Source organism: Nocardia sp. NPDC049190 (assembly GCF_040648115.1).
Lineage (GTDB): Bacteria > Actinomycetota > Actinomycetes > Mycobacteriales > Mycobacteriaceae > Nocardia.
In genome coordinates this window covers 1-13,844 of sequence record NZ_JBEZDE010000070.1, presented here as the reverse complement: position 1 = coordinate 13,844, position 13,844 = coordinate 1, and the positions used below count along the sequence as shown (strand labels likewise).

The following is a 13,844-nucleotide window of genomic DNA, read 5'->3' as shown; positions in this document are numbered from 1 at the left end:
AACTGCGGTGAGTACATCATCGGCACGAGCGGAGATCCTTCCATCGAACGGATTGGAATCTCACAACTCAGCGGACAGAACCCCGAGACAGCCCACAATGCTTTGCCGGACTCGATCCCGCCCCGAAAGTCCGGCGGCAGCCGACAGCCCCGATGCCGAGTGCCAACCAAGCCGCTCAGCGGTCGAACAGGTGATAGGCCGCGGTGAGGGCGCGGTGGCCCGCCGCGGCGGTCGACTCGTCGGCTGCGGTCATCCGCAGCGCTTTCCGCAATAGCGTCGGATCCAAATCCTCTGGGGCCGGACAGAATGCAACCTTCGGCAGATCCGGCAATACGGCGCGGTCCCCGTACGGGTCAGTGGAATCAGCGGACTGCTCGTCGCGCTCGATACCACCGATCAGCATGTCCAGGTCGAGACCGCGCAGAGTGAGAATCTCCCGAGGACGTTCGTCCAGGCGCTCGGCCAGCAGGTAGCACACCGCGGCGACATGCTTGCACGGCCAGCCCGGATCCGGGCAGGTGCAGCTGAAGTCCAGTTCCGCCGCGGTGGTCGGCAACAGCAGCGGTCCGAGGCCGGTCGGCAACGCGCCCGAAGCGATCTCGGCGAGCATGCCCGGCGCCGACCGGATGGTCTCGATGATCAGCTCCAGCTCGTCTTCCCGCAGCGGGCGGACGGTGAACACCGCGGTGAACGGGCGCGGTTGGCTACCTTGCACTTCCGCGGTCACGGCGCCGGGCTCGATGTGATAGCTGATCACCTGGCCGGAGCGCGCGTAATTGCGGCCGCGCGCCAACCGCCCCGGCTCGGCCATCTGCTCTACCGATTCGATCAGAGCCTTGCCCCACCAGGAGCGCCCGAACGCGCCCCGACGACTGCGCGCTTCGACCCCGCCGTGCACCGGCAGTTTCTTGCCGTACTCGCCGTAATCGATGAACGGACTCATTCGCCCACCGCCGCGGCGCCGAGAGCGAACAGGTCACGCAGTTCGGCGGTGCTCAGCTCGGTGATCCAATTCTCCCCCACACCCACGGCCAGGTCGGCGAGTTGCCGCTTGCCAGTGATCATTTCGTCGATCCGCTCCTCGATGGTGTCGACGCAGACCAGTTTGCGCACCTGGACGTTGCGCTGTTGCCCGATCCGGTAGGCGCGATCGGTGGCCTGGTTCTCCACCGCGGGATTCCACCAGCGGTCCAGATGGACGACATGGTTGGCGGCGGTGAGGTTGAGGCCGGTGCCACCGGCCTTGAGCGACAGCAGCATCAGCGGCGGACCGTCCGACTGCTGGAACCGGGTGACCATGCCGTCGCGCTTCTTCTTCGGCACTCCGCCGTGCAGGAACGGGATCTCGGTGCCGAACCGCTCCGCCAAATAGGGCACGACGAACGCACCGAACTCACGAAACTGCGTGAACAGCAACGCTTTCTCACCGTCGGCGAGGACCGCGTCCAGGACGTCCTCGACGAGAGCGAGTTTGCCGGAGCGGTGCGCGCCGCGGTGCAGCACACCCGACCCGTCGCCGAGGAAATGCGCCGGATGGTTGCACACCTGCTTGAGTCTGGTGAGCGCGGCGAGGACGGCGCCTTTGCGTGCCATTCCCTTCGCATCCCTGAGCTTGGCCAACATGTCGTCGACGACCGCCTGATAGAGCGCGGCCTGCTCGACGGTGAGGTTGGCCCGCACCGTCATCTCCAGCTTCTCCGGCAGATCGCTGATCACCGCCGGATCGGTCTTCACCCGGCGCAGCACGAACGGCTGGGTGAGCCAGTGGAGGCGACTGATCGCGTTCTGGTCGCGCTCGCGTTCGATGGGCACCGCGAACCGCGCTCGAAACGACTGCGGGCTGCCGAGCACCTTGGGCATCGCGAAATCCATGATCGAGCGCAGCTCTTCCAACCGGTTCTCCACCGGAGTCCCGGTCAGCGCCAGCCGATGCCGCGCGGGCACCGCCCGCGCCGCCCGCGCCTGGCGCGTTCCCGCGTTCTTGATGTGCTGTGCCTCGTCCAGGACGATCCGCGCCCACTGTTGCCTGCCGAACTCGTCGACGTCACGGGCGAGCAGCGCGTAGGTCGTGATCACCAGATCGGCCGCGGCGACCGTGTCATCGAGTGCGACGCCCATCCGCCGTCCCGCGCCGTGGTGCACCCACACCCGCAGATCCGGCGCGAACCGCTCCGCCTCGCGTTGCCAGTTGCCGACCACCGACATGGGGCACACCAGTAACGTCGGCCCCGCCGGCTCGCCCGCCGGGCCACCCGGCGCGGCCTGGCCACTGCGCGCCGCGTCGAGCGAGGCCACGACACCCTCGGCATCCGATCGCGCCTCCCGTTCGTGCAGCAACAGGGCGAGCACCTGAACGGTCTTGCCCAGTCCCATGTCGTCGGCGAGAATCGCGCCGAGACCCATCCGGCTCATGGTGGCCAGCCAGGCCAGGCCACGTGCCTGGTAGGGCCGCAGATCGGCCTTCAAACCGATCGGCGGGGCGACCAGTTCCGGCTCGCGGGTATGGTCGAGCAGGTCCGCGGCCCAGCCCGAGGCGGTGACCTCCGCGATCGGTACCTGTTCCACGCGCCCGCTCGCGATCTCGCCGAGCATATCGGCGAAGGTGACCGGGGAATCGTCGGTGTGCGCGGCGACATAGCGGGCCGCCGCGGCGAGCACCTTGTGGTCGGCCTGCACCCATTCGCCGCGCAACTGGACCAGATCGGATTTGCTCCGCACGAGTCGTTCCATCTCGGCGGTGGTCAGCACAGTGTCGCCGAGAGCGAGTTCCCAGCGGTAAGAGACGAGGCCACGCATCCCGACGGTGCTCTCGGCGGCGGGCACCGCACTGTCCACCCGCAGCCGCATGGACGGTTCCGCGATGCTCCACGCGCGGGGGAGCAGCAGCCGCACGCCCGCGGCGTGCAGCGCGTGCGCGCCGTGCGCGACCAAGTCGACGACCACCTCGGTCGGCAGCAGCAGATCCATGCTGCGCGGATCGCTCGGCAGATCACGCAGCCGCGGATAGGCCCGTTGCGCCTCGCCGAGCTTCTCCACCGCGATTCGGACCAGGTTCGGATCACCGTGCAGTGGAACGGATTCGGGCGCCGCACCATCGATGCGCAGGCACACCTCCAGTCGCCAAAGCGCCACCGACTCGTCGGCGGCGCCGAGTTCGCCGTCCGGTTCGAGCAGTCGTAGTACCAGATCCGGTTCGTCACCGGTCAGACTGGCCCGCCACCGTTCCAGCACCTCGGCCAACTGGTAGCTGCCGCCCTCCACGGGTACGTCGGCGGACAGGGCGGCCAGCAACGGATGCGCGGAATCGGGCAGGTCGATCAGTGCTCGCGCGATCGGGTCGGCGAGTTCGGTGACCATGTCTTCGAGCAGGGCGGCGGGGCGGCCGGCCACACGCAGCGCCTGCGGCATGGCTACGGCCAGTTCGGCCAGCCAGGCGCGCTGCCTTTCGCCGCCGACCAACCGCCAGCGCGCCCACCACTGCCCGTCCTCCCTCCGCAGTTCCGGTACGACGCGCCCGGCGCGCACCCAGCGTTCGACCCCCTGCGCGACGTGCGCGAGGAAGCGCAGATCTCCCGACACCACCTCGGCCGGCAGCCGCTGCCGTAGCGCCACGGCGGCAGCGGCCGGCGCCATGGCATGGGCCCGCACCCGCTCGGTCGCGGTTCCCCGCGGTCCGGTGACCAGCACATCGGCCGTGTGTCGGAACTTCGATGCGCGCAGCACGGCACCGAGCGGGTCGGGCAGCGCCGTGACCGGTGAATCGGGCCACAGCAGCAATCCGGAGCCCGGCGACCACAGACCGTGCAGCATGCGCCCATCCAACCAAACGCGTCCGACACGGTGACCGCGCCGTCTTCCTGGATTTCTGGGCGTTCGCGGAACATACTGGAATATCCGCTGGTCATCGCAGACGAAGTCCTAGCTTGGTGGCAGTCCTAGCTTGGTGTCAGTCCTAGCTTGGCGTCAAAGGAAGCGGGAGGAAGGCAGCATGACGATTCTGCTCCAGGTACTCGAGCAGAGCTTCACGCCGACGACCCCGTGGGAGCGGCGCAAATTCACCTTCGTACACGCCGACAAGATCGTCGGCATGCGCCTCGACGGGCAGTCCGGTGTGTGGCTGGACCTCTCGCGGCCGGGTGAATCCCAGCGTCTGGCTCGAACCCTCGATCCGCGTGAAGCGATCACGTTCCTGCTCACCACCTTCGCCAAGATCGCCGAGTGCGAGGAGCGCGGCGGCTCGTGGGTGATCGGGCACGACGGACAGAACACCGGCTCGATCTCGGCCACCCGGTTCCCACCTCGCACGAGCGAGGTCGCCGACGACGACCTCTTGGCCCGCGCCTGGTTGTGAGGTCGGACGCGCTCCCGTTCACGGGTCTCTTGCGAGTGTCGGCCGCTGGCGAGCGGATGTTCGTCGCCGACGACGCGAGGGATGCCGGCCGCACGCGGGCCGGATCAGCTCCCCGTCGCGACCGGCCGCTTCGGGTCATTCGACCACTGTGACCACGACCCGGGATACAGAGCCGCCTCGATACCCACCGTGGCCAGCGCCGCGATCTGGTGCGCGGCAGTCACTCCGGACCCGCAATACACCGCGACCGAGCCCGACCCGTATCCGGCAAAGCGGTCACGCAGCTCTGCCACGCCGCGGAACCGTCCCGCGCTGTCGAGGTTTTCGGCGGTCGGAGCACTGAGCGCACCGGGGATGTGTCCGGCGCGGGGATCGATCGGCTCCTCCTCACCGCGGTAGCGCTCCCCCGCCCTGGCATCGAGCAGCACACCGTCCCAGCGAGCAGCGGCGTCCGCGTCGATCACCGGTAGGTGACCGGGGCTCAATTCGACATCGCCCGGTCGGGGGTCCGGTTCGGCGCCGGTCGCGATCGTGCCGCCCGCACCGACCCACGCGGGCAGCCCACCGTCGAGGATGCGCACATCGGCGATACCCGCCCAGCGCAGCAACCACCAGGCGCGGGCGGCGGCCATGCCGCCGGTGGCGTCGTAGACCACCACCGGATCATCGGCGCACACGCCCCAGCTGCGCGCGCACTTCTCCAGTTGGGTGACATCCGGCAGCGGGTGCCTGCCGCGCGCCGGCGACGGCGGCGCGGCCAGTTCGGTTTCCAGATCGACGAACACCGCGCCGGGAATGTGGCCGTCGAGGTAGTGTTGCGGACCGTCCGGATCGCCCAGCGCCCAGCGGACGTCCAACAGGCGAAATCGCTTGTCCGCCAAGCCTTCCCGAAGTTTCTCCGGTGAGATCAGTACCGCGTTCAACTCAGCTCCTCATCCCGAATCGGGTGTTCGCGCACCGACGCCCTCACCCTACGCATCCGAGCACGGCGATGTCGCGGTACTTGGGCGTACCACGGAGCGCAACGTCACGACACCCGCGATCGCGGCTGCCCAAGTCAGGCCAGTTTCCCGGCACTGGCTGGCGACACAGCCCCGTGACCAGGGGCAATATCCGGCAGATGTCGAACGTTTCCGCGGCGCAAGCCCCCACCACCACCGCCGCGAGCGGACCCGAACCCGCCGCGCCGAGGGTCGGGCTCGTCCAACCGCTCGGCGCCGGGGCGGTCACGGCGCTGGTGGGATTCACCAGCTCGTTCGCGGTGGTGCTGAGTGGGCTCACCGCGGTCGGGGCAGACGCGACGCAGGCAGCGTCGGGACTGCTCGCACTGTGTGTCACCCAGGCGATCGGCATGATGCTGCTCAGCTACCGGTATCGAATGCCGATCACGCTGGCCTGGTCGACGCCGGGCGCGGCACTGCTCGCGAGCACCGGGGCCGTGGCGGGTGGGTGGCCCGCGGCGATCGGCGCATTCCTGCTCACCGGAGTGCTGATCGTGATCACCGGGCTGTGGCAGCGCCTCGGCAACCTGATCGCGGCGATCCCGGTGGAGATCGCGCAGGCCATGATGGCCGGGGTGCTGCTGCCGCTGTGCCTCGCGCCGGTGCGGGCGGTACAAACCAGCCCCGCGGTCGTGGCGCCGGTGATCCTCGTCTGGCTCGTGCTACAGCGGTATGCCCAGCGCTGGGCCGTGATCGCCGCGTTCGCCGCCGCGGCGGTCGGCGCGGGCATCAGCATCGCGGCGCAGCACCGGCAGCTCGACCTCGCCGCCATGGCCCCCGCGGTGGAACTGACACTGCCGCACTGGCATTGGCAGACCATGCTCGGCGTCGCGATCCCGCTGTACATCGTCACCATGGCGTCGCAGAACATCCCGGGCACCGCGGTGCTGACGTCGTTCGACTACCAGGTGCCCTGGCGCGCCGCCATGACCGTCACCGGGCTCGGCACCATCCTCGGCGCACCGGCGGGCGGGCACACCATCAACCTCGCGGCGATCAGCGCCGCCCTCTCGGCCGCGCCCGCCGCACATCCGGACCCGAAGCGGCGCTGGACCGCCGCCTTCACCGCGGGAATCGCCTATCTGCTGCTCGCACTGGGTTCGGCCGCCCTGGTCACGCTGGTCGCGACCGCACCGGCAGGCACCCTCGAAACCGTCGCGGGCCTGGCCCTGCTGGCAACCCTCGGCGCGGCGCTCAGTGGCGCCCTGCGCTCCGGCGAGCACCGGGAAGCGAGCATCGTCACCTTCGCGATCGCGGCCTCCAGCGTCGGGTTCGCCGGAATCGGCGCGGCCTTCTGGGCTCTGCTCGCCGGTCTGGTGGTGCGCAAGGTACTGCGTTAGACAGTCCGCGCCGAACCCGTGGCCCCTCCGCGCCGGGGGCCGCTGCCGAGCGCGGGTGCGGTTACGCCTGCAGGGCGGCTTGGAAGCGGCGCATGCCGTCGAGCCACCGGTCGTAATCCGAGCCCTTGTGGCGGTACATCTTCAGCACCTCGGGGTGCGGGAGGATCAGGAAGCGCTCGTCGGCGACCCCGGCCAGGATGACCTCGGCGACCTCGTCCGGCGACAGCACCGAGCCCGCGGTGGTCACAGCCTTCACCGCGAGTTCGGCCTCCGCGACATCATCGCGCGGAATGAAACCTGTGCGCAGCAATTGCGTATCCACGCCCATGGGGCACACACAACTCACGCGCACTCCCTGGTCGCCATAGGTGATCGAGAGCCATTCGGCGAAACCGACAGCCGCGTGCTTGGACACCGCGTACGGCGCCGAGCCGATCTGAGTGAGCAGACCCGCCGCCGACGCGGTGGCCACGAAATAGCCGCTCGCGCGCTCGGTCCACCCGGGCACCAACAGCCGCGCCGCGCGGACATGGGCCATGACGTTGACCTCGAGCGCGGCCAGCCACTGCTGATCAGTGCTGGTCAGACCGACTCCGCCGCCGATGCCCGCGTTCGCGAAATAGAGGTCCACCGGCCCGAATTCGGTCTCGGCGCGCTCGATCAACCCGCGGATCACCTGCTCGTCGGCCACATCGCCGCCGATCGCGACCGCGACCGGCCCGAGGGATTCGGCGACATCCGTGACCGCCTCGGCGTCGAGATCAGCGAGCACCACGCGCGCCCCACCGGCGACGAGCCGACGCGCCAGCGCCGCGCCGATCCCCGCACCCGCCCCCGTGACGATCGCGACTTTGCCCGAAATCTCCATTCCCGCACCCTAGCCGGGTGCCACCATCCGACTGCCGTGAACTCGCCGACCACACCGTGCTGCCACAGATGCGTGATCGCAGCGATCGGCGTGACGGAAGCCGCCCGTTCACTCGCAAGCTCGTTGAGTAGTCGCCCGAGTGGGCGGTCCATGCGGGGCCCGCTCGATCAGCGCCGGGCGCGCCCGGGCCGCTGCCGGACGGCGGGGCTTCTCGAACCTCGATCGCGCCCGAGGTCACCGAGAGGTCAGCTGGAATTCGCCAGTCGATGCAACAACGGAGCGGTGCGCGGTCCGACCAGTTCGCGCATCACCAGCGCCATGTTGGTCCGCTCCACACCGGGGATCTTGAGGATCTGTCCGGCGATGCGATAGAGGTCGTCGGCGTCCCGCGCGACCACCCGGACGGTGAGATCGGTGAGCCCGGTCATCCCGCACACCTCGGTCACCTCGGGCACCTCGGCGAGTTCGTTCACCACCGCATCCAATTGATGCTGATCGACGACGACCGCCACGAACGCCGACAGCGGATAGCCTAGGGCCCGCGGCCGCACCCGACGCTCGAAATTCCCGAGCACCCCGCCGGCCTCCCAACGCGACAACCTGGCCTGCACCGTATTGCGGGACAACCCCAACCGCGCGGCGAGTTCGACACCCGTCGCCCTGGGATTGGCGACCAGTTCCAGCAACAGCCTGGCGTCGGTGGCGTCCAGCGTCACGTCGACGCTTTCTCTGGTCATACGACGCAGTATGACATCGAGACCCCGGTCGGAATTGAGCATTCTGCTCATTCGCATGTCAGCCACTTGCGCAGTTCGCAGTCCGGGGGATGCTGTGAGGTAGAGCACGCCGACGCCTGCAGCATCAGTGGTGAGGAGGCGGTAACCATGTCAGGCACGCCCGACTACCCGGTGCAGTTGGTGCAACCAGACGGCCGCCGCGTCCTGGATCCCGAGCACGCGGCGCTGGTTGCCGACGTCGGCCCCGAACAACTGCGCGGAATGTACGACGACATGGTGGTCACTCGGCGAATCGACACCGAGGCCACCGCGCTCCAGCGTCAAGGTCAGCTCGGCCTGTGGGCGCCGCTGCGCGGGCAGGAGGCCGCCCAGGTCGGTTCGGCGCGCGCGCTGCATCCCGACGACTACGTGTTCTGCAGCTACCGCGAGGCCGCCGTCGCCTACTGCCGCGGCGTGCGTCCCACCGATCTCACCCGGCTGTGGCGCGGAGTCGCGCACTCCTGCTGGGATCCGGACGCGGTGAACATGACCAACCCGAACATCGTCGTCGGCTCCCAGGGCCTGCACGCGACGGGCTACGCCTTCGCCGCGCACCTGGACGGCGCCGAGATCGCCACTATCGCCTATTTCGGCGACGGCGCCAGCAGTCAGGGCGACATCGCCGAGGCGCTCGGCTTCGCCGCGAGCTGGAGTGCGTCGGTGGTGTTCTTCTGCCAGAACAACCATTGGGCGATCAGCGCCCCGGTGCGCGTGCAGAGTGCGACCCCGATCGCGCGGCGCGCCTACGGCTACGGCATGCCCGGCGTGCAGGTCGATGGCAACGACCTGCTCGCCGTGCTCGCCGTGACCAGGCAGGCGGTGGCCAGGGCGCGCTCCGGCGGCGGCCCCTCGTTCATCGAGGCCATCACCTATCGGATGGGCCCGCACACCACGGCGGACGATCCCACCCGGTACCGATCGGCCGCCGAAACCGAACAGTGGGCGCGACGTGATCCGATCGACCGGATCCACAGACTGCTGGAGCGCGAGGGGCACTGGGACGACGCGTTCGAGCGCCGGGTTTCCGAGCACGCCGACGCGGTCGCCCGCCAAGTACGCGCGGCGACCATCGACCTGCCCGACCCCACTCCCGCGGAGCTGTTCGACCACGTCTACGCCACCGCTCATCCGCTGATCGCCGAAGAGCGAAAGGAGTACACGGAGTATCTGACCGGCGATCCCGGCGAGTTCTCCGCGCCACCGGAAGGAGTCCCGTCATGATCACCACCTTCGCCGCCGCGCTGAACGCCGGGTTGCGCCGCGCGCTGGAGGACGACCCGAAGGTCGTGCTGATGGGCGAGGACATCGGCCGCCTCGGCGGAGTGTTCCGGGTCACCGACACACTGCAGAAGGACTTCGGTGACAATCGCGTCGTGGACACCCCGCTGGCCGAGTCCGGCATTGTCGGGGCGGCATTCGGTATGGCGCTGCGCGGCTACCGACCCGTGTGCGAGATCCAGTTCGACGGTTTCGTCTATCCGGCGTTCGACCAGATCGTGTCGCATGTGGCCAAGATCCACTACCGCACACAGGGAAAAGTGCTCGCTCCCATCACGATTCGCATCCCTTTCGGCGGCGGCATCGGGTCGGTAGAGCACCACTCCGAGTCGCCCGAAGCCTATTTCGCGCACACGGCGGGGCTGCGCGTGGCGACCCCGAGCAACCCGGCGGACGCGTATTCGATGATTCGCCAGGCGATAGCGCTGGACGATCCGGTGATCTTCTTCGAGCCGAAGCGCCGGTACTGGGACAAGGACGACGTCGACTTCGGCGCACTCGACCGCGGCGAAGCGCTGCCGCTGGACCGCGCCAGAGTATGCGCCATCGGTACCGACGTGACCGTCGTGGCCTACGGCGGCACTGTGGCCACCGCGCTGTCGGCAGCGAGAATCGCCGCGGAGGAGGGCCATTCGCTCGAGGTGATCGACCTGCGCAGCCTGTCGCCGATGGATTTCGACACCGTCGAGGAGTCGGTCGCCAAGACCGGACGGCTGATCGTCACGCACGAGGCGCCGGTGTTCGCCGGACTCGGCGCCGAGATCGCGGCGCGGATCACCGAGCGCTGTTTCTACCAGTTGGAGGCGCCGGTCCTGCGCGTCGGCGGCTTCGACATCCCTTATCCCCCAGCTAAGCTCGAGAAGCATCACCTGCCCGACCCCGACCGCATTCTCGCCGCGGTCGACCGTTCGCTCGCCGCCTGATGCTGGGAAAGGTGCCCACGTGGAAGATCGCCAGGACGCCCCGGGGACCGTAGTGGAATTCACGCTGCCGGATCTCGGGGAAGGTCTCACCGACGCCGAGGTGGTGTCCTGGGCGGTGGCCGTCGGCGACACGGTGGAGTTGAACCAGACCATCGCGGAAGTGGAGACGGCGAAAGCGGTGGTGTCGCTGCCGTGTCCGTTCGCGGGCCGGATAGTCGAGTTGTTGGCGCGGCCGGGCGATACCATCCTGGTCGGCGCGCCCCTGATCCGGGTGGAGCTGGAACAGGCCGGGCCGGACGCCACCACCGACGCGGCCGGGCGCACCTCGGTCTTGGTGGGCTACGGCCCCAGCGGGGAGGCGGCTTCCCAGCGGCGCAGGCGGGCCGTTGCCACACCGGATGTTTCGCACCCCGGCGAAGCCAACGGCGCCGACACCGCCGCACCTCCTCTCGGAACCGCGGACGAGGCGGTCCCCGAGGTGGACCGCCCGAGAATCGAGACGACGCGGGCGGCGGCCACCCCTGCCGCACGGAAGCTGGCGCGCGAACTCGGCATCGATCTGTGGTTCGTCGCGGGGTCCGGTCCGGGTGGCGCGGTCACCGTCGACGACGTCCGCGGCGCCGTGCCCGTCTCCCAGCCGCGACAGACCGAGCAGCCCACACCACCCGCCGGCATCGGCCCGGACACCGCTGTCGTCCGGGCGACCGCGCGCGAGATCCGCACTCCGATCGGCGGTATCCGCAAGCGCATCGCTGCCGCCATGTCGGCGAGCGCCCGCACTATCCCGCAGGCCGGCGCCTTGGTCACCCTCGACTGCACCGCGTCGATGGAACTGCTCGACCACCTACGCGGCACCAGCTCCTTCTCGGGCCTGACCCTCACGCCGCTGCCGTTGGTGGCCAAGGCGGTGTTGGCCGCCCTCGCCGAGTTCCCCGGCATGAACAGCTTCTGGGACGAAGCGAATCAGGAGATCGCCACCAAGCACTACGTGAATCTGGGCATCGCGGTGGCCACCGACCGCGGACTGCTCGTACCGAACGTCAAAGAGGCGCAGACCCTGAGCCTGCGTGACCTCACTCGCGAGATCAGTGGGCTGGCCGACACCGCCCGCGCGGGCACCGCCACGCCCACCGACCTGCGCGGGGGCACATTCACCCTCACCAACGTCGGGGTGTTCGGCGTGGACGCCGGCATGCCGCTGGTCAATCCGGGCGAGGCCGCGATCCTGTGCCTCGGCTCGATCCGCAAACGGCCCTGGGTCTTCCGAGACGAACTCGCAGTCCGCTGGGTGACCACGCTCGGCGTCAGCTTCGACCACCGGGCGATCGACGGCGAACTGGCCGCCCGCTTCCTCGCCACCACCGCGGGACTGTTGGAAGACCCGCTCACCCTGCTCAGCCGGGTCTGATCACCGCGACGCCCCGCCGGTTTCGACGGGCCGCGCACAGTGGCGGGCTCACTCCGTGACCAGCGCTACCGCAGCGGCGCGGATGACCTCCGGGATCTCGACCGGTTTGCGGGTCTCGGCGTCCACGTAGACGTGCACGAAGGTGCCGGTGGCGACCAGTTCCAGCGCACCGTCGGCCGCACGGAAGATCGCCAGATCGTAGGTGATGCTGGCGCGGCCGAGTCGGGCGATGCGCAAACCGACCTGCAACTGGTCGGGGAAGCTGATCGAGCCGAGGTACTGGCAGGAGGTCTGCGCGACCACGCCGAGCGCGGACAGCGCACGGATGTCGGTGCCGGTGGCATGCATCAGCCACGCGTTGACCGCGGTGTCGAAGTACGAGTAGTACGTCACGTTGTTCACATGGCCGTAGTGGTCGTTGTCGGCCCACCGGGTCGGCATCGGCCAGAGCACCGGATACTGCTGTGTCACCTGGCTGACGATAGCTCGGCAGCGCCGGCGCCCTGGCGGTGGTCGCGCGGGGACACGCCGAAGTGGCGTTTGAACGCCGCGCTCAGCGCGAAGGCGCTGCCGTACCCGACCTTGCGTGCGATGGTCTCGATGGTGGCGTCGGACTCGTGCAGCAGATCGGCGGCCAGCGCCAGCCGCCATTCGGTGAGAAATGCCATCGGCGGTTCACCGACCAGGTCGGTGAACCGGCGAGCCAATGCGGCCCGCGATACCCCGACCGCCGCGGCCAAGCCCGCTACCGTCCACCCGTGCGCCGGATTGTGTTGCAACAGTCGTAGCGCCTTGCCGACCAGCGGGTCGCCGTAGGCGTGGTACCAGGCCGGCGCGTCGTTGCGGGCGAACCAGGCCCGCAGCGCCGCGATCAGCACCAGATCGAGCAGCCTGTCCAGCACCGCCCCCTGAGCGGGTTCATCCCTGGTCGCCTCGACGACCAGGATATCCAGCACCCTGGTGTCGAAATCTCCGCGCTGCAGCACGATGACCGGCGGCAGCGCGCGCAGCAGCCGCTGGCTGGCCGCGCCCGCGGACTCGTAGGTCCCGGTGATCATCATGCTGGCGCCGCGGGGATCGGTTCCCCACTGCCGAACACCGAGACTGAGTGTTTCACACAGTATTTCGCCGTCCGGCGTCTTCGTCACCTGGCCGGGATGGATGACGATCTGCGGTTCGGTGGTCGGGTCGTCGGCCACGGTGTACGGATCCGGCCCGCGGAAGATCGCAACATCGCCCGCGTTCAGTTGCCGGGGCGCGCCGGTATCGGCGCGGATCCACGCGCCGCCGCGAATCATCGACAGCACCGTCAGCGGCGCCTCGTCCTGGATACGCAACGACCAGGGCGGATTCAGGAGCGAACACATCAGGAACGCGCCGCGGGCCCGGGGACCTTCGAGCAGACTGGCTAGCGCATCCACGCGCCAAACAGTAGACGACGTCGGATGATCACGAGCCGCTGCACACTGTTCCGTCGCGCCCGAGACCAGCGACAGTGTCATCGGTCGGGAACCACAGGGTGGCGCCGACTACCCGATCGAGACGACGACTGCCGGATCTGGAATGTCCGCACCAGCTGATGCGTTGATATGGGAAAAGTAAGCCCTACCCGCGGACACGGCGCTCAACGACGAGCGCGACGCAGTAGTACCAGGTCAACGTTGCCCTGGACCGGTTCCGTGGGTGGGCTGACCACACCCGGCCGTTGCTCGGCGCTGAGCCCGACGGCGGATGAGTCGCACGCGTCGCGCGGGCGGCGGTGTTCTGGGTGTTCACGTTGAAGGTTTCCGGCTTGCCATCAGCCCGAAATACCAGCGAGCAACGGAAGATGGCCGCCCTACGCAGCAACGTCCCCTCCGCTGATCCGGGGAGGGGACGTTGCTGCGTAGGGCGGGTGAC

Annotated in this window: 13 protein-coding genes; 5 read left to right on the top strand and 8 right to left on the bottom strand. The window is 69.0% G+C overall.

The window, feature by feature from the left end; all coding sequences use genetic code 11:
- Positions 1–175 precede the first annotated feature (175 nt).
- Together AB0B25_RS30835 and AB0B25_RS30830 are read right to left on the bottom strand one after the other, a co-directional pair.
- Positions 176–943, bottom strand: coding sequence for an SWIM zinc finger family protein (locus AB0B25_RS30835; RefSeq protein WP_357187014.1), 768 nt, complete (start codon positions 941–943; stop codon positions 176–178).
- Positions 940–3,810, bottom strand: a complete 2,871-nt coding sequence (locus AB0B25_RS30830) for a DEAD/DEAH box helicase (protein WP_357187011.1) — start codon at positions 3,808–3,810, stop codon at positions 940–942. The genes AB0B25_RS30835 and AB0B25_RS30830 overlap by 4 nt, the downstream gene beginning before the upstream one ends.
- A 178-nt stretch (positions 3,811–3,988) precedes the next feature.
- On the opposite strand from AB0B25_RS30830, the gene AB0B25_RS30825 reads away from it, so the two are divergent.
- Complete coding sequence (locus AB0B25_RS30825) at positions 3,989–4,351, top strand: hypothetical protein (protein ID WP_357187008.1); 363 nt, start codon at positions 3,989–3,991, stop codon at positions 4,349–4,351.
- A gap of 104 nt (positions 4,352–4,455) precedes the next feature.
- Here the strand turns inward: AB0B25_RS30825 and AB0B25_RS30820 are convergent, their stop codons facing one another.
- A complete protein-coding gene (locus AB0B25_RS30820) occupies positions 4,456–5,262 on the bottom strand; it encodes a sulfurtransferase (RefSeq protein WP_357187020.1) in 807 nt (268 codons plus the stop codon).
- Between the two features lie 209 nt (positions 5,263–5,471).
- On the opposite strand from AB0B25_RS30820, the gene AB0B25_RS30815 reads away from it, so the two are divergent.
- On the top strand, positions 5,472–6,692 hold the full coding sequence (locus AB0B25_RS30815; RefSeq protein ID WP_357187005.1) for a benzoate/H(+) symporter BenE family transporter: 1,221 nt from the start codon (positions 5,472–5,474) through the stop codon (positions 6,690–6,692).
- Between the two features lie 61 nt (positions 6,693–6,753).
- Here the strand turns inward: AB0B25_RS30815 and AB0B25_RS30810 are convergent, their stop codons facing one another.
- Both AB0B25_RS30810 and AB0B25_RS30805 read right to left on the bottom strand, forming a co-directional pair.
- Positions 6,754–7,560, bottom strand: a complete 807-nt coding sequence (locus tag AB0B25_RS30810) for an SDR family oxidoreductase (RefSeq protein ID WP_357187002.1) — start codon at positions 7,558–7,560, stop codon at positions 6,754–6,756.
- Positions 7,561–7,805: 245 nt separating this feature from the next.
- Positions 7,806–8,297: an Lrp/AsnC family transcriptional regulator gene (locus tag AB0B25_RS30805; protein ID WP_357078069.1), complete on the bottom strand. Its 492-nt coding sequence runs from the start codon at positions 8,295–8,297 to the stop codon at positions 7,806–7,808.
- A gap of 147 nt (positions 8,298–8,444) precedes the next feature.
- On the opposite strand from AB0B25_RS30805, the gene pdhA reads away from it, so the two are divergent.
- From pdhA to AB0B25_RS30790, 3 genes are read left to right on the top strand one after another with little or no spacing between them, the layout of a single operon-like run.
- Positions 8,445–9,557, top strand: coding sequence for a pyruvate dehydrogenase (acetyl-transferring) E1 component subunit alpha (pdhA, locus tag AB0B25_RS30800; RefSeq protein ID WP_357186999.1), 1,113 nt, complete (start codon positions 8,445–8,447; stop codon positions 9,555–9,557).
- Entirely contained in the window at positions 9,554–10,537 is a 984-nt protein-coding gene (locus tag AB0B25_RS30795) for an alpha-ketoacid dehydrogenase subunit beta (RefSeq protein ID WP_357186996.1), read from the top strand. The genes pdhA and AB0B25_RS30795 overlap by 4 nt, the downstream gene beginning before the upstream one ends.
- Positions 10,538–10,556: 19 nt before the next feature.
- On the top strand, positions 10,557–11,945 hold the full coding sequence (locus AB0B25_RS30790; RefSeq protein WP_357186994.1) for a dihydrolipoamide acetyltransferase family protein: 1,389 nt from the start codon (positions 10,557–10,559) through the stop codon (positions 11,943–11,945).
- 48 nt (positions 11,946–11,993) lie between these two features.
- Here the strand turns inward: AB0B25_RS30790 and AB0B25_RS30785 are convergent, their stop codons facing one another.
- From AB0B25_RS30785 to AB0B25_RS30775, 3 genes are all read right to left on the bottom strand, one after another.
- A complete protein-coding gene (locus AB0B25_RS30785) occupies positions 11,994–12,386 on the bottom strand; it encodes a thioesterase family protein (protein ID WP_357187017.1) in 393 nt (130 codons plus the stop codon).
- 26 nt (positions 12,387–12,412) lie between these two features.
- Positions 12,413–13,366, bottom strand: a complete 954-nt coding sequence (locus AB0B25_RS30780; protein WP_357186991.1) for an AraC family transcriptional regulator — start codon at positions 13,364–13,366, stop codon at positions 12,413–12,415.
- Between the two features lie 184 nt (positions 13,367–13,550).
- Positions 13,551–13,844, bottom strand: a 294-nt coding sequence (locus tag AB0B25_RS30775; protein ID WP_357186988.1) for a hypothetical protein, incomplete at its 5' end; no start/stop codon positions are given.